Origin of the sequence: Bradyrhizobium sp. CCGUVB4N, from assembly GCF_024199945.1 — a bacterium.
In the GTDB taxonomy this organism is placed as follows: Bacteria; Pseudomonadota; Alphaproteobacteria; order Rhizobiales; family Xanthobacteraceae; genus Bradyrhizobium.
The window spans coordinates 3,583,975-3,605,547 of record NZ_JANADP010000001.1 but is presented as its reverse complement, the minus strand read 5'-3'; the positions used below and the strand labels follow the sequence as shown (position 1 = coordinate 3,605,547).

At 64.1% G+C, this 21,573-nt stretch carries 17 protein-coding genes and 2 pseudogenes; 8 read left to right on the top strand and 11 right to left on the bottom strand.

The window, feature by feature from the left end:
- Positions 1–204 precede the first annotated feature (204 nt).
- The 4 genes and pseudogenes from NLM31_RS16290 to NLM31_RS16275 form a co-directional block, all read left to right on the top strand.
- The gene (locus tag NLM31_RS16290) at positions 205–1,248 is read left to right on the top strand and encodes an ABC transporter substrate-binding protein (RefSeq protein WP_254130325.1); all 1,044 of its coding nucleotides are present in this window, start codon (positions 205–207) and stop codon (positions 1,246–1,248) included.
- The gene (locus NLM31_RS16285; protein WP_254192873.1) at positions 1,245–3,941 is read left to right on the top strand and encodes a hybrid sensor histidine kinase/response regulator; all 2,697 of its coding nucleotides are present in this window, start codon (positions 1,245–1,247) and stop codon (positions 3,939–3,941) included. The genes NLM31_RS16290 and NLM31_RS16285 overlap by 4 nt, the downstream gene beginning before the upstream one ends.
- Before the next feature lie 54 nt (positions 3,942–3,995).
- Complete coding sequence (locus NLM31_RS16280; protein ID WP_254196199.1) at positions 3,996–4,874, top strand: alpha/beta fold hydrolase; 879 nt, start codon at positions 3,996–3,998, stop codon at positions 4,872–4,874.
- A gap of 224 nt (positions 4,875–5,098) precedes the next feature.
- Positions 5,099–5,752 (top strand): annotated as a pseudogene (locus NLM31_RS16275) (ABC transporter substrate-binding protein); the annotation flags it as partial.
- 117 nt (positions 5,753–5,869) lie between these two features.
- Here the strand turns inward: NLM31_RS16275 and NLM31_RS16270 are convergent.
- Positions 5,870–6,781, bottom strand: coding sequence for a LysR family transcriptional regulator (locus NLM31_RS16270; protein WP_254192871.1), 912 nt, complete (start codon positions 6,779–6,781; stop codon positions 5,870–5,872).
- 131 nt (positions 6,782–6,912) lie between these two features.
- Between NLM31_RS16270 and NLM31_RS16265 the strand changes: the two genes are divergently transcribed.
- Positions 6,913–7,851: a ring-cleaving dioxygenase gene (locus tag NLM31_RS16265; protein ID WP_254192870.1), complete on the top strand. Its 939-nt coding sequence runs from the start codon at positions 6,913–6,915 to the stop codon at positions 7,849–7,851.
- On the top strand, positions 7,848–8,468 hold the full coding sequence (locus tag NLM31_RS16260) for an alpha/beta hydrolase (RefSeq protein WP_254192869.1): 621 nt from the start codon (positions 7,848–7,850) through the stop codon (positions 8,466–8,468). Before NLM31_RS16265 ends, NLM31_RS16260 begins: the two co-directional genes overlap by 4 nt.
- A 303-nt stretch (positions 8,469–8,771) precedes the next feature.
- Here the strand turns inward: NLM31_RS16260 and NLM31_RS16255 are convergent, their stop codons facing one another.
- From NLM31_RS16255 to NLM31_RS16240, 4 genes and pseudogenes are all read right to left on the bottom strand, one after another.
- Positions 8,772–10,430: a methyl-accepting chemotaxis protein gene (locus tag NLM31_RS16255; protein WP_254192868.1), complete on the bottom strand. Its 1,659-nt coding sequence runs from the start codon at positions 10,428–10,430 to the stop codon at positions 8,772–8,774.
- Between the two features lie 84 nt (positions 10,431–10,514).
- Positions 10,515–10,835 (bottom strand): plastocyanin/azurin family copper-binding protein, encoded by a 321-nt coding sequence (locus NLM31_RS16250; protein WP_254130317.1) that lies wholly within the window; start codon positions 10,833–10,835, stop codon positions 10,515–10,517.
- A 17-nt stretch (positions 10,836–10,852) separates the two neighbouring features.
- The gene (locus NLM31_RS16245; protein WP_254192867.1) at positions 10,853–11,938 is read right to left on the bottom strand and encodes a cytochrome-c peroxidase; all 1,086 of its coding nucleotides are present in this window, start codon (positions 11,936–11,938) and stop codon (positions 10,853–10,855) included.
- A gap of 229 nt (positions 11,939–12,167) precedes the next feature.
- Positions 12,168–12,714: pseudogene (locus tag NLM31_RS16240) on the bottom strand (CorA family divalent cation transporter); the annotation flags it as partial.
- A 70-nt stretch (positions 12,715–12,784) separates the two neighbouring features.
- Here NLM31_RS16240 and NLM31_RS16235 point away from each other — a divergent pair.
- On the top strand, positions 12,785–13,417 hold the full coding sequence (locus NLM31_RS16235; protein WP_254192865.1) for a LysE family translocator: 633 nt from the start codon (positions 12,785–12,787) through the stop codon (positions 13,415–13,417).
- Positions 13,418–13,684: 267 nt separating this feature from the next.
- Positions 13,685–13,969: a DUF3303 domain-containing protein gene (locus NLM31_RS16230; RefSeq protein ID WP_254192864.1), complete on the top strand. Its 285-nt coding sequence runs from the start codon at positions 13,685–13,687 to the stop codon at positions 13,967–13,969.
- 582 nt (positions 13,970–14,551) lie between these two features.
- On the opposite strand, the gene NLM31_RS16225 is transcribed toward NLM31_RS16230, so the two are convergent.
- From NLM31_RS16225 to NLM31_RS16200, 6 genes are all read right to left on the bottom strand, one after another.
- Positions 14,552–16,045: an ABC transporter substrate-binding protein gene (locus NLM31_RS16225; RefSeq protein ID WP_254192863.1), complete on the bottom strand. Its 1,494-nt coding sequence runs from the start codon at positions 16,043–16,045 to the stop codon at positions 14,552–14,554.
- Positions 16,046–16,103: 58 nt separating this feature from the next.
- The gene (locus NLM31_RS16220) at positions 16,104–17,108 is read right to left on the bottom strand and encodes an ABC transporter ATP-binding protein (RefSeq protein ID WP_254192862.1); all 1,005 of its coding nucleotides are present in this window, start codon (positions 17,106–17,108) and stop codon (positions 16,104–16,106) included.
- Positions 17,105–18,118: an ABC transporter ATP-binding protein gene (locus NLM31_RS16215; RefSeq protein WP_254192861.1), complete on the bottom strand. Its 1,014-nt coding sequence runs from the start codon at positions 18,116–18,118 to the stop codon at positions 17,105–17,107. The genes NLM31_RS16220 and NLM31_RS16215 overlap by 4 nt, the downstream gene beginning before the upstream one ends.
- 2 nt (positions 18,119–18,120) lie before the next feature.
- Positions 18,121–19,014: an ABC transporter permease gene (locus NLM31_RS16210; RefSeq protein WP_254130312.1), complete on the bottom strand. Its 894-nt coding sequence runs from the start codon at positions 19,012–19,014 to the stop codon at positions 18,121–18,123.
- A complete protein-coding gene (locus NLM31_RS16205; protein WP_254192860.1) occupies positions 19,011–19,961 on the bottom strand; it encodes an ABC transporter permease in 951 nt (316 codons plus the stop codon). The genes NLM31_RS16210 and NLM31_RS16205 overlap by 4 nt, the downstream gene beginning before the upstream one ends.
- An 84-nt stretch (positions 19,962–20,045) precedes the next feature.
- Positions 20,046–21,467: an amidase gene (locus NLM31_RS16200; protein ID WP_254192859.1), complete on the bottom strand. Its 1,422-nt coding sequence runs from the start codon at positions 21,465–21,467 to the stop codon at positions 20,046–20,048.
- Positions 21,468–21,573: the final 106 nt, after the last annotated feature.

Here is a 21,573-nt window from a genome sequence, read left to right as displayed (position 1 = left end):
CCGAGACGGAAATGTTGCAATGCCAGAAGGCCTTACAGGGCGTCACGGAGCAGACATCAACCGAAACAGCGATTCAGGTAGCAATACGGTATTGGGGTCCCTGTGGCTGCGAATGAAGGTTCACAAGCGCATTTTTTCATCAATTGTCGCCGCCAGGCTTTCGCGTTATGCACAACGCCAGGGACAACTTTTGCGAAACATTTCATGAGTGAACGGCCCGCACCTGCCAGCGTTGTGCCGGCGGTCGCCCGCCGCGATTTCATTCGCCTTGCGGGCGCAACCGCCGCGGGCTTCTTTGCGCTCGGCGCAACGTCGGATCGCATGCGAATCGTCGCCTCGATCACCAGCCTGTCGCTCGACGACGAGCTGACCAGACGCAACATGACCGAAAGCTCGACCACGCGCCTCGGCGCGCTGATCGCCGGCCTGAGGCAGCGTGGCTGGGTCGAAGGGGTCAACTACCGTTTCGAGGTCCGCTCGAGCTTCGGCGGTCCGGACAAGATGAAGGCCGCGGTCACGGAGCTCATCGACCTCAAGCCGGATGTCATCCTCACCGGCTCGACCGTCGAAACCGCAGCCATCATGGCGGCCACCAAGACCATCCCGATCATTTTCGCGACATCCAACGACCCCATCGGCAATGGCTTCGTCCAGAGCCTCGCCCATCCCGGCGGCAACATCACGGGCTTCACCAGCAGCACGCCCGAGATGGGCGGCAAATGGCTTCAGCTGATCAGGGAGGCCGTGCCGGATATCCAGCGCGTCGGCGTCCTGTTCAATCCGGCGAGCACGCCTCGCGCCGGGCGCTTCTACCTCGACTCCGTCGAGCAGGAGGCCGCGGCCGCAGGCGTGACCGTGGTGGTCACGCCGATCAGCACGGCCGCCGAAATCGACGGCGCGATCAGCCGTTTCGCCGAGCCGCCGAAGGCGGCGATGATCTCGCTCGTCGACAGCTTTCTGGTGGTGAACCGGCAGGCGATCGTCGCAACGGCCGCGAAATATCGCGTGCCGATGATCTATCCGTTCCACTACTTCATGGATGCCGGCGGGCTGATGAGCTACGGGCCGACGCTGGAGGTGCGCTCGGCCGATTACGTCGATCTCATCCTGCGCGGCACCAAGGCCGGCGATCTGCCGGTGCAATCGCCGCGGAAATACGAGCTCCTGATCAACCGCACCGTTGCCAACGCGCTCGGGCTGACGATCCCGTTCACGCTGCTGGTGCGCGCCGACGAGATTCGCGAGTGAACGAGGCGGTCGACCAGGGACATCTGCGAACGCCTCCGGGCCGGCTTTTCCGCAAATATCTCTACTCGATCGTCGCCCTCGCCTTTGCCGTGCTCGCCATCAACACCGGCTTCGACGTCTGGTTCTCCTATCGCGAGCAGAAGCAGCTTCTCGCCGCGACCCAGCGCGAGCAGGCCGCAAGCGCGGCCATCCAGATCGGCCAGTTCGTCGGCCAGATCGAAAACCAGATCAGATGGCTCGCCCGCCTGCCCGCAGAACTCTCGACCAACGAGGACGTGCGCCTCAACGCCATCCGCCTGATGCGCCTCTCGCCCGCGATCGCCGAATTGACCGAGCTCGATGCGCAAGGCCGCGAGCAGGTGCGGGTGTCGCGCCGTGTCGCGGACAGGATCGGCAGCAACGCCGACCATTCTTCCTTTGCGTCGTTCCGCGGCGCCAATGAAAGCCGGGCCTATTACGGGCCGGTCTATTTCTTCGGCGATACCGAGCCCTACATGACGATCGCCACCCGCGGCGTCGGCAGCACACCCAACGTGGTCGTCGCCGAGGTCAATCTGCGCTTCATCTGGGACCTCGTCGCCGGGATCAGGGTGGGCAACACCGGCAAGGCCTATGTGGTCGATCGGCTGGGCGTGCTGATCGCGCATCCCGATCTGTGGCCGGCGCTCCGCCGCAGCGATCTCTCACGGCATCCGGATGTGCGCGCCGCGCTCGACGGCGTCGGGCCGCCGACCGGCGGCCTGGTCAAGGAGGATTTTTCCGGACAACGCGTGCTGTCGACCTATGCCACGGTCCCCTCGCTCGGCTGGCTGGTGTTCGTCGAGCTTCCGCTCAGCGAAGCCTACGCGCCGATCTACGCCTCGATCGGACGGTCGACGTTCCTGCTGGTCGCGCTGCTGGTCATCGCCACCCTGGTGTCGCTCTGGCTCAGCCGGCGCATGACCGTGCCGATCCAGCTGCTGACACAGGGCGCGCGGCGGATCGAGAGCGGCGATCTCAAACTGCGGCTTGCGATCAGGACGGGTGACGAGCTCGAGGCGCTCGGCGACCAGTTCAACCGGATGGCCGCGCATTTGCGCGAATCCTACGCGACGCTGGAGCGGAAGGTCATCGAGCGGACCTCAGAGCTCGAGAAGGCGCGCGATCAGGCGCTGGCCGAGCACGATGCGGCCGAGCGCGCGCGCAGCGTCGCGGTGGCGGCCAACGAAACCAAATCGCGCTTCCTCGCCGTGGTCAGCCACGAGCTGCGCACGCCGCTCAACGGCGTCATGGGCGTGCTGCAGCTGCTCGACGACGGCAGGCTCAGCGAGGTCCAGCGCCGCCACCTCGCAACCGCCGCCGCCTCGGGCGAAACGCTGATCGCGCTGGTCGATGCCATTCTCGAATATGCCCGGCTCGAAGCCAGCGCCGAAACGCTGGAGACGCGCGACTTCCGCCTCGACCAGCTGATCGAGACCGCCGCCGATCTGATGCGGCCGCAAGCCTTCGGCAAGGGATTGAGCTTCGACCTCGACTGCGATGCTACGATCGGCACCTCCGTGCACGGCGATCCCGTCAGGCTCAATCGCATCCTGCTCAACTTGATCGGCAACGCCATCAAGTTCACCCCGAGCGGCGGCATCTCCCTGAGCGCGACAGCCGAACGGCGGAGCGACGATACGCTGCTCCGCGTCGTCGTTCGCGACACCGGCATCGGCATCGCGCCCGACATGCACGAGCGGATTTTCGAGGACTTCGTGCAGGCCGACGACAGCATCGCGCGGCGGTTCGGCGGCACCGGCCTCGGACTTGCGATCGCGCGCCGCCTCACCCGGCTGATGCGCGGCGAGCTGACGGTGGAGAGCTCGCCCGGCCAGGGCAGCGTGTTCACGCTGCTCGTTCCGCTTCGTGACGCCGCCAGCGGCATCGCGCAAGGCGCGATCGCGCCGCCATCGCGGCAGCGCCGCGTGCTGCTGGTCGACGACGACCCCGTCAATTGCGAGGTCGGCGAAGCCATTTTGAACCGGCTCGGCCACCTCTGCGCGATCGCCAGGAACGGCGCAGAAGCGGTAGCGCTCGCGCGCGACCAGGCATTCGACGTCATCCTGATGGATCTGCACATGCCCGACATGGATGGCGTGGAAGCGGCCGCACGCATTCGACAGCTTTCGCTGCAGCCGATGCCGCGGATCATCGTCGTGACCGCCGACGTCTCGCGCAGCACCCGCGAGCGGCTGGCAGCCGCCGGGATCGCCAGGGTCGTCAGCAAGCCGATCCTGATCAACGCGCTTCGCGAGGCGATCGAGGATGAGTCCGGGGATGGCGCGACCGACGCACCGCTTGCGGCCGGCGCCTTGATCGACCGGAATTTTCTCGACGACCAGAAGGAGCTGCTCGGACCGACGCAGATCGCGAAGCTCCATCATCTGCTGCAGGAGACCAGCGAAAAACTGATCGCCGATATCACAGCGGCGGCCGCATCCGGCGACCACAATCAGCTCGCACGATCGGCGCACCAGCTCGGCAGCGCGGCCAGCGCTCTGGGCCTCGTCCGCCTGTTCGAGCGCTGCCGTGACATCGAGCTGACGGCGCCGACGATGTCGCCCGACGAATGCCGGGATGCGGCGCGCGAGCTGGCCGCGCTTCGCGAAGCGTCGATCAGCGCGCTGGACAATATGCTCGCACCAGCCCAGGAACGTACGGTTACGTCCTGAAATCCAGGATCATAGGGGTCGCCCGTGCGCGCAAGATATCTCGCCATTCTCCTCATGCTGCTCGCGCCCGCGGCCCGCGCCGAGGCACAGTTCCCGTCCAGCTTCCAGACCAAAACCATCCCGGCCAACGGCACGCAGATCCATGTGCGCGTCGGCGGCAAGGGACCCGCGGTGATCCTGATCCACGGTTTTGGCGATACCGGCGACATGTGGGCCAGGCTCGCCGCAGACCTCGCGCGCGATCACACCGTGGTCGTGCCGGATCTGCGCGGCATGGGCCTGTCGAGCAAGCCCGAGAATGGCTACGACAAATGGAGCCAGGCCGCAGACATGCGCGCCGTCCTGCAGGCGCTCAACATCGACAAGGCTGTCGTCGTCGGACACGACATCGGCACCATGGTGGCCTATGCCTATGCGGCGCGCTATCGCGACCTCACCGAAAAGCTGGTCGTGATGGATGCCCCCGTGCCGGGCGTGCCGCCGTGGGATGAGGTCGTCCGCAGCCCGCAGCTCTGGCACTTCGATTTCGGCGGCCCCGACATGGAGCGGCTGGTCAAGGGCCGCGAACGCATCTACCTCGACCGCTTCTGGAATGAGTTTGCGGGCACGCCCTCCAAGGTCGACGAGGCGACGCGCCGCCACTACGCGGAGCTCTATGCACGGCCGGGCGCGATGCATTCTGCCTTTGCCCAGTTCCGCGCGATCCGCACCGACGCCGAGGACAACAAGAAGGCGATCGCAACCAAGCTGACCATCCCGGTGCTCGCCGTCGGCGGCGAGAAGTCATTCGGCAAGATGGAAGCGGTCATGATGCGCAACGCAGCAACTGATGTCACCGAGGTTGTCATTCCCGGCGCCGGCCACTGGCTGATGGAGGAAGATCCGGCGGCGACCATCAAGGCGGTGCGCGAATTTGTCGGCGGGAAGAAGTGAGACGAGAGGCAGGCTGACGGACTTGAGTTCGGCTTGTCCCTGAGCCGGGCGTTAGCGTGAAGAGCTGCGAGGGTTGACGATCGTCCAGACCGGCGGACTGCTTGCCCTTTCGTTTGCTCGCCAAGAGCTTCTTCCCCGTTTGACCTGATGCGGCGGTTCCAGAATGATGCTAGCTTCTCGCCTACAGGCGTGGTCCTTGCACGGAGCGGCGCAAGGCCACAACTTCAATACCAATCGTCTGTGCCGCGCTCGCCAATGCAGTTCGTCTCGGCTTGATCGCCAGCGAGGCTCACCCCAGTGGGAATGTGACGGGCATAGAGCCGTACATACCCGGACTACCGACCAAGCAAATCGAACTCGCGCGAGAAATCGTGCCGACAGCTCGACGTGTTGGATTGCTGACCAATATGAACGACCCTAAGGGGCCGCCTCAGGTTGGGGACCTGAAAGCGGCTTGCGAGGCTTTGAGCCTCAATGTCATCGAGGCTGACGCCAGCACAGTAGACGACGTTTCCGGCGCGCTCGTCGCGCTGGCAAACGAAAAGGTCGACGTCGTCGTCATCCTTCAGACCAATCTGCTCCTCAATCGATGTGAGCAGATCGCAGCCACTGCTCTTGAAAAGCGGTTGCCGACGGTCTTCGGGTATCGCGAGCACGTTGTTCACAACGGCCTTGTGAGCTACGGAGTTGATTTGCGCTGGTGCTATCGTCGCTCCGCCTATTTCGTTGACAAAATCCTCAGGGGTGTCCGACCAGGCGATCTCCCCATCGAATTTCCAAGCAATTTATGGTTGGCAGTCAACCTCAAAACGGCAAGGGCTCTCGGCACAAATATATCCGCAGGGCTCCTGGCTCGCGCCGATGAAGTGATCGAATAGCAGACTTCCGCTTCTGGCCCCAAAAGGCGCAATCACCGACGACCTCACCTCTCCGCCACGGTTCGGGGCCAAGCAAACATCGGCCGGTTGGCCGTTTCATGGAGGTCTCCCCGAGCCTCAACGCGCCCCGACGCGCGTCTCCTCCTCCCGTCCAAACCGCTCCACCAGAAAATCGATGAACAGCCGCACCTTCACCGACAAATGCCGCGTCGGCGGATAGACCGCATAAAGCGCGAGCGGCGGCGCGGAATAATCGTCCAGCACCGTTCGCAGCTCGCCCTTCTTCAACGCATCCGCGGCGATGAACTCGGGCAGCAGTGCAAGCCCCCTGCCCTTGATCGCGGCGTCGCGCAGCACCTCGGCGTTGTTGACGCAGAGCGACCAGGCCGGCTGGATCCAGTGATCGCCATCTTTGCCGGTGAGCTTCCATTGATTGCCGGTCAGCAGGAAGCCGTAGGTGAGCGAAGCGTGCTCGCGCAGATCCTGCGGATGCTTTGGCGTGCCGTGGCGCGCGAGATAATCCGGCGAAGCGCAGATCATGCGCGCCACCGGCATGATTTTTCGCGCGATCAAACTCGACGATTCCAATTCCGCGATGCGCAGCGTCACGTCAAAGCCGTCCTGGACGGGATCGAGCAGGTCGTCGCTGAGCACGATCTGGAGCTGAAGCTCGGGGTAGGCTTCCATGAACTCAGCGAGAACGGGCCCCAGCCGCATCGTGCCGAACGACATCGGCGCATTGACGCGCAACAGTCCCCGCGGCGCCGACTGCGCTTGCGACACCGCCTGGTCGGCGGCCTCGATCTCCGAGAGGATGACGACAGCCCGCTCGAAATAGCGCTGGCCGTTCTCGGTCGGGCTGGCGTGGCGGGTGGTCCGGTTCAAGAGCTGGACGCCGAGGCTCTCCTCAAGGTCGGCGATGTACTTGCTGATCGCCGAGCGCGACAGCCGCAGCTGCCGGCCGGCCTCGGCAAAGCTGCCGCTTTCGACCACCTTCACGAAGGCCCGGAGGCTGGCAACCTTATCCATGGGCCCGCCCGGTGGATTGTTTCCAAATCGTAGACATACACGTCATATTTGCATGGATTGTCTCCAATCCAAAGCGGAACGATATTTCCTCCCAGAGCAAGACCCGCTCCCCGATTTTCAGGAGGACGACCATGTCTGGACTGCACCATGTCACCGCGATTGCCGGCGACCCCATCCGCAATTTCGGCTTTTACACCCGGGATCTCGGCCTGCGCTTCGTCAAGAAGACGGTCAATTTCGACGATCCCGGCACCTATCACTTCTATTACGGCGACGAGACCGGCCGCCCCGGCACCATCCTGACCTTCTTCCCGTGGGCCGGCGTGTCACCGGGCCGCCGCGGCGTCGGCGAGACCCATCAGACCGCCTTCCGCGTGCCGCAGCGCTCGCTCGGCTACTGGACGCAGCGCTTCATCGAGAAGGGCATCGCTTACGAGGCGCTCGAAAAGCGCTTTGGCGAATCCGTGCTGCCGTTCACCGATCCTGACGGCATGGCGCTCGCGCTCGTCGGCGTCCCCGGCGCCGAGAACGAGCCCGGCTGGAGCAATGGCGACGTGCCGGCCGAGCACGCGATCCGCGGCTTCCACGGCGTGACCTTGCTGCTCGATAGCGCGGCGAAGACGGCCGCCGTCCTCACCGACGTGTTCGGCTTCAAGGAGACCGGGCGCGAAGGCTCGGTGATCCGCTTCAAGGCGCCGGGTGATGCCGAGGGGAGCGTTGTCGACATCTACGAGGCCAAGGGCTTTTTGCGCGGCCACCAGGGCGGAGGTTCGGTGCACCACATCGCGTTCCGCGCGGCCGATGATGCCGAGCAGGGCAAGATGGCGCAAAAGCTCGTCAGCAATCACGGCCTGCACCCGACCGAGCAGAGGGACCGCAACTACTTCCGCTCGATCTACTTCCGCGAGCCCGGCGGCGTGCTGTTCGAGATCGCGACCGATATCCCCGGCTTCGCCGTGGACGAACCCGTCGCGACGCTCGGACGCGACCTGAAGCTGCCGAGCTTCCTCGAACAGCATCGCAAGCAGATCGAGGGCGTGCTGCCGAATTTGGAAGAGACCGCGTCATGACCGACTTCATCCATCGCTTCGAGCCCGCGACCAGCGCGGGCTCCCCACCCCTGTTGCTGCTGCACGGCACCGGCGGCGACGAGAACGATCTGCTCGGCCTCGGCAAGATGATCTCGCCCGGCTCCGCCCTGCTCTCGCCGCGCGGCCGCGTGCTCGAGCACGGCATGCCGCGTTTCTTCCGCCGCCTCGCCGAAGGTGTTTTCGACGAGGCCGACGTGCGCCGCCGTGCGCTCGAGCTCGGCGAGTTCGTCGCCGACGCACGGAAGCAATACGGCATCGCCGCACCTGTCGCGGTCGGCTTCTCCAATGGCGCCAACATCGCGGCCGCGCTGTTGCTGCTGAAGCCGGAAGTGCTGGTAGGCGCGATCCTGCTGCGCGCGATGGTGCCGCTGTCGGATCCGCCCAAGGCTGAGCTTGGCGGCAAGCCCGTTCTGTTGCTGTCCGGGCAAGCCGACCCGATCGTGCCGGCGAGTAACTCGGCCAAGCTTGCGGCGCTGTTGTCGGAAGCGGGCGCGCGTGTCGACCACAAGGTCTTGCCGGCCGGTCATCAATTGTCGCAAGCCGACGTGACGCTCGCCCGCAACTGGCTCGGCAGCGTCGAGGCGAAGGCGGCATGAAGCAACGGGCGGCGCGTCGTCTTCGGACGGTGCGCCGTCTTCAGTTAAACTAACCCTGTTCGCTTGAAGCGGAACGCATTTGGTTGAATCGGTGCGCACCGAGAGCTCAGATCACCTCTCCCGCAGGGAGAGGTCGGAGCGCATCGAAGATGCGATCCGGGTGAGGCGTTCTGGTTTCACTGGGTGCCGCGGCCCCTCACCCGGATTGCGCTGGACGATGCTTCGCATCGCCGGGCCCAATCCGACCTCTCCCCGTCGGGGAGAGGTGACGGTGGACGCCGATCGAACCCGACTCCGTCGCGCCTACGCCGCAACGTTCGACAGGAAGCGATCCACCGACGAACGTAACTGCGTGGCCTGGCTGGACAGGTCGTGAGCCGTGGCAAGAACGACGTCGGCGGTGCGATTGGCGTTGTCGGTCGCTTCGGCCGTTCCGGCGATGCTGCGCGCGACCAGGGCGGTGCCTGACGCCGCCTGCCCGATATTCCTGGAGATCTCGCCGGCCGCCGCATTTTGCTGGCTGACCGCAGCCGCGATCCTGCCGGTGAAGCCGTCGATATCGCCGATGATCAACGCGATGGCGCCGACATTGTCGACGGCCTCTCGCGTCGCCGACTGCACCTCGGTGATCTGGCTCGAAATCTCCTCCGTCGCCTTTGCCGTCTGCGTCGCCAGCGCCTTCACTTCCGACGCGACGACCGCAAAGCCCCTGCCCGCTTCGCCGGCCCGTGCCGCTTCGATCGTGGCGTTGAGCGCGAGCAGATTGGTTTGCCCTGCGATGGTCCTGATGAAGCCGACCACCTCGTCGATCTGCTGGGCGGCACTGGCGAGCCTGCCGATGGTCTGGTTGGCGGCTTCCGCCATGCCGGATGCACGCTGCACGATGGTGGTCGCATCCGCCAGTTGGGACGTGATGGCCTGGACGGATTGGCCGAGCTGACTTGCAGCTGACGCCACCGTCTGGACGTTCGCGGAGGTCTCCTTCGCCGTCGAAGCCGCCTCGTTCGACTGCGTGCCCGCATTCCTTGCGGCGGAGGCGAGCCCCTGTGCGGTGTCGGTCAACTCGCCGGTCATGCGAGCGGTGTTGCTCATGACCTCGCTGAAAGCGGAACGGAAGGCATCGATCTCGGCCTCCAGACGCTGCCGATGACCGGACTGCTCCGCACTGCTCTGGTCCTTGGCAGCGATCAATGCCAGATCATCATCGGCACGGGTCTTCAGGCTCGCCTGCATGACAGCGAGCGACTTCAGCAGGCGGCCGAGCTCATCGCGGCGACGTACCGCGATATCATCGGTGAAATTACCGGCGGCGACGCGTTCGGCGACCCGCACTGCCGCGGAGATCGGCCGGCTCATCGAGTACGAGAATGCGAGCGCGATCATCAGCCCGATCGCGACGGTTCCGACGGCGACCGACAGCATCGTCGTACGAGCCGCCTCCACGTCTTTCTCCGCCGCCATCCGATATTCATAGCCGTACGCTGCCACCAGCTCGACCAGGTCGTCGATCGAGGCCATCAGCCGATCGCCTTGCTCCGCCAGCAGGAAGCTGGTCGGGATCTCCGTCGCGCCGCCGGGCGACGGCTTCAGGATTTTGAGCGCGGCGGTCGACCAATCCTTGAGCTGGCTTTCGGTCTTTTCGCGGGCAGCAGAAACGTTGGGCGTCGCGGCGCGTTCACGCACGACGTTCAAGTCCTCGGCACTCTCACGGATCAGCGACTCGAACTTTGCGACTGTTTCGCGGGAGCTGCCCGCAACCAAGCCGCGCTGAAGCATCAGGCGCGCCTCGTGCAACGCCGCGTGAGCGGAACGCGCGTGGTTGATCCCCATCAATGGGCCGTCATAGAGACGGACCACCATGTCGCCGGAATTGCCGATGGCGCGAATACCATAGAAGGCGATGCCGCAGGCCAGGAGAAGCACGACACTGAAGGCACCGAAAATCTTGTAGCGTATCGACATCGTCAATCTCCGGCACTTCGGTTAGAGCGTTTTCGAGCGAGGTGGGTACCGGTTCGCGTGAAGAAAACGCGTCAAACAAAAATTCTAGTCGGTCACCTTGACCATCATCTTCATGCGCGGGTGAATGGCGCAGATCACCTGCACATCGCCCGCCTCCTTGAAGGTGACATCCGTCGAGGTGCCGGGCGCCTGCGATCCCAGATTGAACTCGTTGCCCTTGGTGGCGGACATGATGTTGTGCGGAACGGTGTCGTCGTTGAGGAAGGTGACGGCGTCACCTTTCTTGACCGAGATGCTCTCGGTGGAGAAAACCCGCCCCTGCTGGTGGATCACCTCGGTGGCGGCATAGGCGCCGACCGAGAAGCCGGCGGCGATCACGCAAGTAAACAAAGCGATTGTGCGCATGGAAGTATCCTTCGAGTTCAGCGTGGGAGGACCGGCACGGCCGTGGGTTCTAGATTGCTGGTCAGCGTCTTGAGGAATGCGACGAGGTCGGCCTTATCCTGCGCCGTCAGCTCGAGCGGACGCATGAGATCGGATCGGCTCGGACGGTCTACGCCGCCATGATCATAATGATCGATGACGGCTTCGAGCGTGGCGAGCGAACCGTCATGCATGAAAGGACTACGACGGTCGATCTCGCGCAGGCCCGGCGTCTTGAACGCGTGCTGCATCTTGATGACTGCGGGCAAATATTCGCCGCGGCCGATATCGCTGCTCGGCAGCCCGATATCCTGAAAACCCTCATTGGTGAAGTTCCAGCCCTCGTGGCACGCGGCGCATTGCGCCTTGCCGTTGAACACGGCGAACCCGCGCTTGGCCGCTTCGGAGATGGCCTTTTCGTTGCCTTCGATCCAGGAGTCGAACGGCGCGCGCTCCGAGACCACGGTGCGCTCATAGGTGGCGATCGCTTGCGCCAGCGTCTTCGCTTTCATACCCTGCCCGGGAAAGCTCTCCTCGAACATCGGCTTGTATTCGGGAATGCTCGCCAGCCGCGCCATCAGATCGTCGAGCTTCATGTTCATCTCGCCGGGCGACTGGATCGGACCGAGCGCCTGCTCTTCGAGCGTCGGAAGCCGTCCGTCCCACATGAAGATTGCGCTCCAGGCGGCGTTGACGATTGTCGGCGAATGGCGGCCGAGCTTGGCCATGCCGTGACCGACGCCGACCGCGAGCCCGTCGCCCCAACCGAAACCGGGACTATGGCAGCTTGCGCATGACTGCGCGGAGCTCACCGACAGGCGCGTATCGAAATAGAGCTTCTTGCCGAGAGCGGCCTTCTCGGGCGTATACGGATTGTCCTTCGGAAACGGGATCGAGGCGGGCCTGCGGTACTGCGACTTCAGCGCGTCGATGCCGCTCGGCGCCTTCTGTGTGATCTCGACCTTGCGGCTTTCACCGACCACGGCTGCGCCATAACCGATCGTGCTGAAACCGAGTGCGCCGAGCACGGCCGATGCGATCGTTCCGGCAACAATGCACGCGCGAAAGGAGCCCGGCGCCGGCATGCAAATTCCCCCCAAAAGGGTGTCATTTGCGACACCGAAAAATCCGCAACGAAACGAATCCGTTCAGAAACAGGATGAACGTATCGGCAAATCATTAAATAAGAATGGTGCGGCCTTGTCGATTTTCGGCAATTCCGCAAGCAGAAAGTGCAGGAAGAATCGGCAACAACCGGGACGTGGCGCGGCATCGATGACAGGACGAACGACCGACCGGGCAGCTGTGTCGCGTTCACTCGAACCAGCCGCGCCGCTTGAACCAGATCAAGGGCAGCACGCCGCTCGCGATGATGGCGAACAGCGACAACGGATAACCGAACGTCCAGCTCAGCTCCGGCATGTTCTTGAAGTTCATGCCCCAGACACCGACCACGATCGTGGGCGGCACGCCGACCACGGAGACGATCGTCAGGATCTTGAACAGCTCGTTCTGCTGGATGTTGATGAAGCCCAGCACCGCATCGAGCAGCAGCTGGATCTTGTCCGACAATCGCGTCTCGTAATCGTTCAGCGAAGCGACGTCCTTCGAGACCGCCTCGAGGCGCTTCTTCGACGCCGCCGTAATCCACTCGCTCCCGACATTGTCGGCGTAGGACGCGATACGCCCGACGCCGAGCAGGACATCGCGCGCCTTGGCGAGACGATCGGCCAGCTCGCCGATGTTCTCCAGCGCCTCGCATCCTCGCGCCGGATCGCACGGGACGGAGACGCTTCGCGGCTTCGGTCGCCGGCCCTTGCCTGCGAGTAGAGCGTGACCGTCGGGACGGCGGGCCGCCAAGGCATACTGCTTCTCCTGCCGCGTTCTTGCGCGTATATTTCCGTCGCGTCTGGATTAGGAGTTCAATAGAGATGCTCGACTTGTACACGCTCGCGCTGTTTTCCTTGGCGTGCCTGGCGCTGACGGCTACTCCAGGACCTGACATGCTGCTGATTGCAAGTCGCAGCATGGCGCAGGGGCGATCCGCCGGTTTTGCAACACTCGCGGGGATACAAGCTGGAACCTATTGCCATGCGTTAGCCGCGGCCTTCGGCCTTTCTCAATTGTTCGTGCTCGTCCCTGTTGCCTACGACGCGGTGCGCTATGCGGGCGCCGCTTATCTTTTGTTCTTAGCATGGCGTGCATTTGCCTCGGGTAGCCTGCTCGCCCCGGTGTCTGGAGCGGGCCCCCAACGCTCTGCGATAGTGGTGTTTCGACAGGGGTTGCTCACAAATTTGCTAAACCCAAAGATGGCGTTGTTCGTCTTGGCGCTGTTCCCCCAGTTTGTCCGAACTGACGCTGGATCGGTAGTCGTTCAGGTCATGACGCTTGCGACAATACTCAACGCAATTGGCCTCGTTGTGAATGGGCTTGTGATTGCCGTTGCAAGTGGCATCGGCGTAAGATTCCTGAAGCAAGGTGGCCTTGGCCGTTGGCCTCAGTATCTGCTGGGAACGGTGTTCGCCAGCCTTGCCTTAAAATTAGCTTTCGAGGAGAAGCGTTAGTTTCCCTCGAAGCTCGAATGGCCCTGCAGACTATCGCCTAGATCCTGCCGCGAGGTCCGCCAGCCTTCGTTGGCTGTCGATTTCTCGGAGCCGTCAGGGTGCGTTCCCGCAAATCGTCGTCAATGTCGGCCTCGCTCAGATACGGACCGCCTTTGTGCGACCTCAGCCAAGGTCGCGACCCCATTTCCGGCAATCTGGCGCCGCTCTCTCGATGCGGCTCTGGTAACGTGCGAGCAAGTAGCGCATGAAGCAAAAATGGAGGAACCGATGCTTTTTATGGTCATCGAGCGTTTTAAAGACAACGATATGTTGCCGATCTATAAGCGCGTGCGCGACGGCGGACGCATGTTGCCCGACGGCCTCAAGTACGTCGACAGCTGGGTTGAGCCCAACTTTGCCCGCTGCTTTCAACTCATGGAGTGTGATGATTTGCGGCTTTTCCAAGAGTGGGTTTTGATGTGGCGTGGCTCGGGCGCAACTCTTGAGATTGTCCCAGTAGTGAGCAGCAAAGACACTCGAGACGTCGTCGCCCCTCACCTGGACGAGCTATGATTTCAGGTTCGGGTCATCGTCGATGAATTCGACGGCGGTTTCCCGTTGGTTGAAGTCCGCTTCTGCCTACGAGCGCCGAACCAAGGAAAGGACGGCAGCGTTGCATTCGGCCGGAACTCCTGTGGTTCAAACTCCCCACTTTCATTGTCCGCGTGCATCATCACGAGGAACTTGCGCCAATCGACGTGAAGATCACGCGGCGGTCTGCAGCAAACGGGCAAAGTGAAATTTCAACTGGAAGCTTCTACCTCAAAACGAGACATTGGGGTCTTAGAAAAAATGGCTTGACCTTCCAGTTCGGATTACAGAAGGGATCCAAACGTTCAACGTCGGGGATCAACAGGAGCGGCGCTGCCGAATGAGCATGGGCGGCGGCCTTCTCCGATGATGCCATCATGCCCCTGTTTTGCCCGACGGGTCAAATCGCACAGCGGATTCGCGCAAGCCGTTGAAAGCACTGGCCCCGGCTACTGAGCATGGGGTTGTTTTGCAGATTTTGTTTTGATGCAGCCAAACAAAATGGCCTCTCCCGATGGGAAGAGGCCAAAATTGCGACGTCGGATTTGACTTCGGTGACCGGGTCTACTCCCAGGACCAGGCCGAGAAATCGTTCTCGAACTGCGGGACTTCCTTCCAGACGCCCTTCAGCTTCTTGTTGATGACCGTCGGCCATTGCGGCTGGAACAGGAAGCCGGCCACCGCGTCGGTCGCCAGCATCTTCTGGGCATCGCCGAGCAGCTTTGCGCGGCCGGCCTCATCGGGCGTCGACACGATCTGCTTGTAGAGCGCGTTGAAGGCGTCGCTGTTGTAGCCGAGATAGAAGTCGGGCTCGGTCAGCTTGACGAGATCGAACGGCTCGACATGGGAGACGATGGTGAGGTCGTAATTGTGCGGCCCGTTGGGGGCGAACGCCTGCGACAGCCACTGCGCCCACTCGACGTTCTCGATCTTGGCGTTGATGCCGACCTTGGCGAGCTGGGCTGCGAGGATCTCGCCGCCCTGCCGCGCGTAAGGCGGCGGCGGCAGCTTCAGGCTGAGTTCGAGCGGCGTGGTGACGCCGGCTTCAGCCAGCAGCTTCTTCGCCTTCTCGGGGTCGTAGGGATTGACGCCGGTGGTGTCGACATAGCCGAGCGAACCCGGTGTGTAGAAGCTGCCGATCGGCGTACCGAAACCTTCGACCGCGCCGTCGATCATCGCCTTGCGGTCGATGGCGGCGAGGATCGCGCGGCGCACCCGCACGTCGTCGAGCGGCTTCTTCTTCTCGTTGATGGCGACGATGGTCTTGGCCTTGGAGCCGCCGACCAGCACGGTGAAGCGCGGATCGCTCTTGAACTGCGCGACGCCGCGGGTGGTGACGCGCGGGAACGCATCGACGTCACCGGACAGCAGCGCCGCGATCTGCGCGGCGGGATCGCCGATGAAGCGGATCGTCACCTTGGACAGCTTGATCGCGGACGCGTTGCGATAGTCAGCCCATTTGTTCAGCGTGAGCGAGGAGCCCTTGACCCAGGCGCCGAGCTGGTACGGCCCGGTGCCGACCGGCTGGGTCACGTTGGTCGCAGCGCTCTTCGGCTCGACGATCGAGCCGCTCGCCTGCCCCAACAGGAACGGCAGGTTCGGCTCGGGATATTTCAGCGTGAGCGCGATCGTCTCGGCGTCGGGCGCGTCGACCTTCTCGAAGGCCTGGAACAGGCTCTTGTCCTTGTTGGTGCTGTTCGCGGCCGCGTTGCGCTCGAACGAGAACTTGACGGCCGCGGAATCGAAGGCCTCGCCGTTCTGGAATTTGACGCCCTTGCGCAGCTTGAACGTATAGGTCTTCAGGTCGGGCGACGCGGTCCAGCTCTCGGCAAGCAGCGGCGCGACCGAGCCGTCCTCGTTGATCTTGGTCAGGGTCTCGTAGATGTTGTAGAGCGTGACCTCGGCGATCGCGGCGGCGGCTGCGTTGGTGGGATCGAGCCCCGGCGGCTCCAGCGTCATGCCCATGACGACGCTGTCCTTCTTGCTCTGCGCCAGCACCGGCAGCGGCGCCGCGGCCAATGCTGCGGCAAAAGCGACGATCGTTAGCTTCTTCAACATGCCTAACTCCCCGGCCTTCTTCTGTATTCCTGAGGCTACGCCAATCCTGCGGGCGACATTAGCCTTCCATACCCGCTTGCGGCAATGCCATCACCGCCTCCGCCTTGTGGCAGGCGGCGAGATGTCCCTCGCCCACCCTGCGTAGCAAGGGCGGAACCTCGCGGCAATGCTGGTCGGCGAGCGGACAGCGCGCCACATAGGGGCATCCGGTCGCAGCCGCCGATTGCGAGGCGATCGTCTGGGCCCCGCGCCGCCGCCGGCCGCCGCCGGCACGCGCCCGCGGCACGGCGTCCAGCAGCGCCCGCGTATAGGGATGGGCGCAGCGCTCGAACAGATCTTCGGGGCGCCCCTGCTCGACCACCCGGCCGAGATACATCACCGCGACCTCGTCGCAGAGATAGTCCACGACAGCGAGGTCGTGGCTGATCAGGATGTAGCTCAGCCCAAACTGCTCCTGCAGGTCCTGCATCAGGTTCAGCACCTGGGCCTGCACGGAGACATCGAGCGCAGAGACGGGCTCGTCCGCGACGATCAGCTTCGGCTGGGTGATCAGCGCACGCGCAATCGCGATGCGCTGGCGCTGTCCGCCCGAGAACTCGTGCGGATATTTGTCCATGTCCGCATCGCGCAAGCCGACCTGCTTCAGCACCGCGGCGACGCGGGCGCGGAACGTCGTGCGGTCGGCATCATCGAGCACGGTGAGTGGCTCGGCGACGATACGCGCAATGGTCTGGCGCGGATCGAGTGATCCATAAGGATCCTGAAACACCATCTGGAAATCGCGCCGCGCACGGCGCAATTCATCGGGGGAGATGCGGTTGAGATCGCGGCCGAGCAGCGTGACCTGTCCCGCGGCCGGCCGCTCCAGCGCCATCACGACGCGCGCAAAGGTGGATTTGCCGGAGCCGGACTCGCCGACGATGCCGAGGCTCTTGCCGGCCTGGACCTGCACGCTGACGCCATTGAGCGCCCGCACCTGTCCCGGTGGACGGAACAGGCTTTCGCGCGGCAGCGTGTAACGCTGCTCGAGATCTTTGACGTCGAGAAGCGGAGCTGCGGTCATGCGGACAGTGCCCCGACATTCGCGGCCATCGAGACATCGGTGCGGACACAGCGCACGACATGCGCGGGGCCGACCTCGACCATCGGCGGCAGCGTCGCGCGGCATTTGTCCTCGACCAGCGGACAGCGTTCACCGAAGGCACAACCAACCGGCAGATCGGCGAGCTCCGGCACCGTGCCCGAGATCGTCGTCAGTCGTGTCCCCTTGCGCGCGCCGAGCCGCGGACGCGCGCGGAACAGGCCCTGCGTATAGGGATGGCCCATGCGGCGGAACACCTCGTCGGTCGGCCCGCTCTCGACGACCGTGCCGCCATACATCACCATCATGCGCTGCACGTTCTCGGCGATGACGCCGAGATCATGCGAGATCAGGATCATCGACATGCCGCGCTCTTCGACGAGGTCGGCGATGAGATCGAGGATCTGGCCCTGGATGGTGACGTCGAGCGCCGTGGTCGGCTCGTCCGCGATCAGGAGATCCGGCTCGCAGGCGAGCGCCATCGCAATCGTGACGCGCTGGCGCTGGCCGCCCGAGAACTGGTGCGGATAGGCATCGATGCGCTTGGCGGGATCAGGCAGCCCGACGCGGTCAAGCAACGCGATCGCCTCCCTGCGCGCCTGCGCGGCGGAATATTTCTTGTGGCGCCGCAGCGGCTCGGCGACCTGATGGCCGATCGTGTGCATCGGGTTGAGCGCCGTCATCGGCTCCTGGAAGATCATGCTGATGCGGTTGCCACGCAAGCCGCAGTAGGCCGCGTCCGGCAGCCGCGCGAGCTCGCGTCCATCCAGCTTGATGCTGCCGGTGACGACCGCGCTGTCCGGCAGCAATCCCATCAGCGACAGCGCCGTGACCGACTTGCCGCAGCCGGATTCGCCGACGAGCCCGAGCGTCTCGCCGCGCTTCAGCGCAAAACTGACGCCGCGCACGGCCTGCGCCGGGCCGCGGCTGGTGTTGAGGCGGACGCCGAGATTGTCGACCTCGATCAGCGGCATGGTTGCGGGATCAGCCATCGTTACCGCTCCCGCGCCAGTCTGGGATCGAGCAGATCGCGCAAGCCGTCACCGAGCAGGTTGAGGCCGAGCACCGCGATCGCGATCGCCGCACCCGGATAGACCGCGAGCATCGGCGACTGGAACAGCATGGTCTGCGCATCGTTCAGCATGCGGCCCCAGGACGGCTGCGGCGGCTGCGTGCCGAGGCCGAGATAGGACAGCGCCGCCTCGGCGAGAATGGCGAGCGCGAACTGGATGGTCGCCTGCACGATCAGGATCGACAGGATGTTCGGCAGCACGTGCTCGATGGTGATGCGGAAAGCACCCTTGCCCGAGGCACGCGCCGCCAGCACGAATTCACGCGCCCAGATCGCATTGGCCGAACCGCGCGTCAGCCGGGTCAAGGTCGGGATCTGGAAGATGCCGATCGCGATGATCGAGGTCAGCATGCCCGGCCCCGCGACCGCGGCGAGCATGATCGCGGAGAGCACGGCCGGAAAGGCGAAGGTGAAGTCGGAGAAGCGCATGATGATCTCTTCGGTCCAACCGCGCTTGGCCGACGCGATCAGGCCGAGGCAGACGCCGAAGGTGAGACCGATGCTGACCGCGATGATGCCGACCAGGATGGTCGAGCGGGCGCCGGCGAGCAACAGCGAGACGATATCGCGGCCGAAGGAGTCGGTGCCGAGCCAGTGCGCGGCCGAGGGCGGCCGGAGTTTCGAGGCGATGTCGATCTCGTAGGGCGACCACGGCGTCCACACCAACGAGAGCGCGGCCGACGCGACCACCAGCAGACTGAGCACGCCGCCCAGCACAAAACTGCGATGGCGCAGCGCGCGGCCCCAGAAAGTCTTGGCCGGCAGGGGACGCGTTGCGACCGGCGCATCAACCGAACTCGTCAGAGGCGCGCTCACAGGTCGTGCACCTTGATGCGGGGATCGATGAAGGCATAAAGCACGTCGACCACGAAATTGACGATGACGACCATGGCAGCCAGCAGCATCACGCAATTGCGCACCACGATCAGGTCGCGGTTGGCGATCGACTGGAAGATCAGGCGGCCGAGGCCCGGCAGATAGAACACGTTCTCGATGACGATGGTGCCGGCGAGCAGGTTGGCGAATTGCAGGCCCATCACCGTCATCACGGGGATCATCGCATTGCGCAGCACGTGGCTCCACAGCACCTCGCGCTTGCCGAGCCCTTTGGCGCGCGCGGTGCGAACGAAATCTTCGCGCAGCACTTCGAGTACGGCCGAGCGGGTGACGCGGGCGAGGATCGCGGCCTGCACCACGGCAAGCGAGATCGACGGCAGCAGCAGCGATTTGACGCCGGGCCAGATACCTTCATCCCAACCGGCGAAGCCGCCTGCCGAGAGCCATTGCAGCCGCACGGCGAACAGGAGGACCAGGAGAATCGCAAACCAGAAGTTCGGCAGCGCGATGCCGATCTGGGTCAGCGACATCACGCCGACGTCGCCGAGCTTGTTGTGGTTGGCCGCGGTGTAGATGCCGGCCGAGAGCGCCAGCACCACCGTGATGAGCATCGACAAGATCGCGAGCGGAATGGTCAGCACCAGCCGCTCCGCGATCAGGCTGCCGACCGGCGTGCCGTAGACATAGGAATTGCCGAGATCGCCGACGAGCAGCCCCTTGATCCATTGCAGGTAGCGAACCGCCAGCGGCTGATCGAGCCCGAGCTTGACGGTGAGCGCGCGCACCGCGTCGGCCGAGGCGTCGGCACCCATCAGCATCTGCGCGGCATTGCCCGGCAGCGCGTCCAGCACCAGGAAAATGATCACGGATGCGCCGACCAGCGTCGCCAGCAAAGTCAGGACACGTCGAAGGACAAATACGCTCATGCGCGGTCGGGGTCAGGGCTCATCGGCGGCACGATCAACATGTCCGGACGCCCGATGCAAGAGTTTTGCCGCATGCGCCCCATCTCAGCCCGGCCGGCGGCCGAGCAGGTCGGCCGAGGCCTCGAACAGCGCGCTGACGCGCAGCAATTCCGCATCGGCCCGGAAGCGGCCGACGAGTTGGAGCCCGATCGGCAGGCCGTCGCGACCAAAGCCGCAGGGCAGACTGATCGCAGGGTGGCCGGTCATGTTGAACGGCATGGTCCAGGGGAACCAGTGCGGCCGGACGCTGTCAAACTGCGTCCCATCGATCTCGATGGTGCCGAACAAATCCTGGTCGATCGGCAGCGCCGTGCGGGTGATGGTTGGCATCGCCAGAAGGTGCCCGCGCACAAGCAGGGATTGCACGCGACGGAACAACGCCGTTCGCGCGAACATCGCCTCCTGATAGTCAACGCCGCTGACATTGGTCGCAAGCGCAATCTGCTTGACGAAGGCCTCGCTGAGGACGTCGCCATGCTCTGTTACCAGTTTCGAAAACCGCGAACGCCAGACGGTGTGGTTGATAGCCCGCCAGATCGGCTCGACATCGTACCCTTCGCCGGAGAATTCTTCGAGTTCGGCACCCAGGCTCGCGAGCCGGTCCAGGCTCGCCTTGAACGCCGTGGCAACATCCGCCGACACCGGTCGTCCGGGCGGCGAGGCGCAGAACAGGATCTTTTGGCCGCGCAGGTCGCCGCGCGGCGCGGCAGTGCCGATAAAGTCAGGCACGGGTATGCCGATCGACCAGGGATCGCAGGCATCCTCGCCCGCCATCGCCTGCATCATCAATGCGGTGTCGGCCACGGTGCGCGTGGTCGGCGTGACATAGGTCTGGTTGCCGAATGCATCGAGCGCCTGGCTATGCGCGATCACGCCGTTGCTCTGCTTCAAGCCCACCACACCGTTGCAGGCGGCGGGAATCCGCGTCGAGCCGCCGCCATCAGTGGCGATCGCCAGCGGCGCAATGCCGCTCGCCACCGCAACGGCAGCACCACCGCTGGAGCCGCCGGACGAACGCTCCGCACTCCACGCATTGCGGGTGCGGCCGAACAGCGGTGAATCGGTCAGGCACTTGCTGCCGAACTCCGGCGTCGTGGTCTTGCCGATCAGGATCGCGCCCTCGCTGCGCAGCTTTGCGACCGCGACGGCATCCTCGGTGGGAATGTTGTCTTTGTAGGGAACGGCACCAAAAGTCGTCTTCACGCCGCGGGTGTTGACGATGTCCTTGACGGTGACGGGCAGCCCATGCAGCAGGCCGAGCGGTTCGCCCGTCATCACTTTCCGTTCGGCTTCGCGGGCCGCTGCCATCGCCTCGTCGCCACAAAGCGTGATGAAGCAGTTCAATTCAGGCTGGAGCGTCTCGGCGCGCGCGAGCACGGCGCCGACGATCTCGACGGGGGAGATCTGCTTGCGCGCAATCAGATCACGCAACTCGGTTGCGGACAGCAGACAGGGATCGCCGTTCATCGTCAGATCATGCTCCGAAGCGGGCCCTCGTTGGCCCAATGCATTGACAATGAGAATGACAGTTTTGTTAACTCGGCGTCCAATACGATTTTGGTGATCAACCCAT

What these genes read in the sequence shown, in the direction of transcription:
- NLM31_RS16290 (WP_254130325.1), top strand. Translation starts at nt 205, where the DNA reads ATGAGTGAACGGCCCGCACCTGCCAGCGTTGTGCCGGCGGTCGCCCGC.
- NLM31_RS16280 (WP_254196199.1), top strand. Translation starts at nt 3,996, where the DNA reads ATGCTGCTCGCGCCCGCGGCCCGCGCCGAGGCACAGTTCCCGTCCAGC.
- NLM31_RS16270 (WP_254192871.1), bottom strand. Translation starts at nt 6,781, where the DNA reads ATGGATAAGGTTGCCAGCCTCCGGGCCTTCGTGAAGGTGGTCGAAAGC.
- NLM31_RS16265 (WP_254192870.1), top strand. Translation starts at nt 6,913, where the DNA reads ATGTCTGGACTGCACCATGTCACCGCGATTGCCGGCGACCCCATCCGC.
- NLM31_RS16260 (WP_254192869.1), top strand. Translation starts at nt 7,848, where the DNA reads ATGACCGACTTCATCCATCGCTTCGAGCCCGCGACCAGCGCGGGCTCC.
- NLM31_RS16255 (WP_254192868.1), bottom strand. Translation starts at nt 10,430, where the DNA reads ATGTCGATACGCTACAAGATTTTCGGTGCCTTCAGTGTCGTGCTTCTC.
- NLM31_RS16250 (WP_254130317.1), bottom strand. Translation starts at nt 10,835, where the DNA reads ATGCGCACAATCGCTTTGTTTACTTGCGTGATCGCCGCCGGCTTCTCG.
- NLM31_RS16245 (WP_254192867.1), bottom strand. Translation starts at nt 11,938, where the DNA reads ATGCCGGCGCCGGGCTCCTTTCGCGCGTGCATTGTTGCCGGAACGATC.
- NLM31_RS16235 (WP_254192865.1), top strand. Translation starts at nt 12,785, where the DNA reads ATGCTCGACTTGTACACGCTCGCGCTGTTTTCCTTGGCGTGCCTGGCG.
- NLM31_RS16230 (WP_254192864.1), top strand. Translation starts at nt 13,685, where the DNA reads ATGCTTTTTATGGTCATCGAGCGTTTTAAAGACAACGATATGTTGCCG.
- NLM31_RS16225 (WP_254192863.1), bottom strand. Translation starts at nt 16,045, where the DNA reads ATGTTGAAGAAGCTAACGATCGTCGCTTTTGCCGCAGCATTGGCCGCG.
- NLM31_RS16220 (WP_254192862.1), bottom strand. Translation starts at nt 17,108, where the DNA reads ATGACCGCAGCTCCGCTTCTCGACGTCAAAGATCTCGAGCAGCGTTAC.
- NLM31_RS16215 (WP_254192861.1), bottom strand. Translation starts at nt 18,118, where the DNA reads ATGGCTGATCCCGCAACCATGCCGCTGATCGAGGTCGACAATCTCGGC.
- NLM31_RS16205 (WP_254192860.1), bottom strand. Translation starts at nt 19,961, where the DNA reads ATGAGCGTATTTGTCCTTCGACGTGTCCTGACTTTGCTGGCGACGCTG.
- NLM31_RS16200 (WP_254192859.1), bottom strand. Translation starts at nt 21,467, where the DNA reads ATGAACGGCGATCCCTGTCTGCTGTCCGCAACCGAGTTGCGTGATCTG.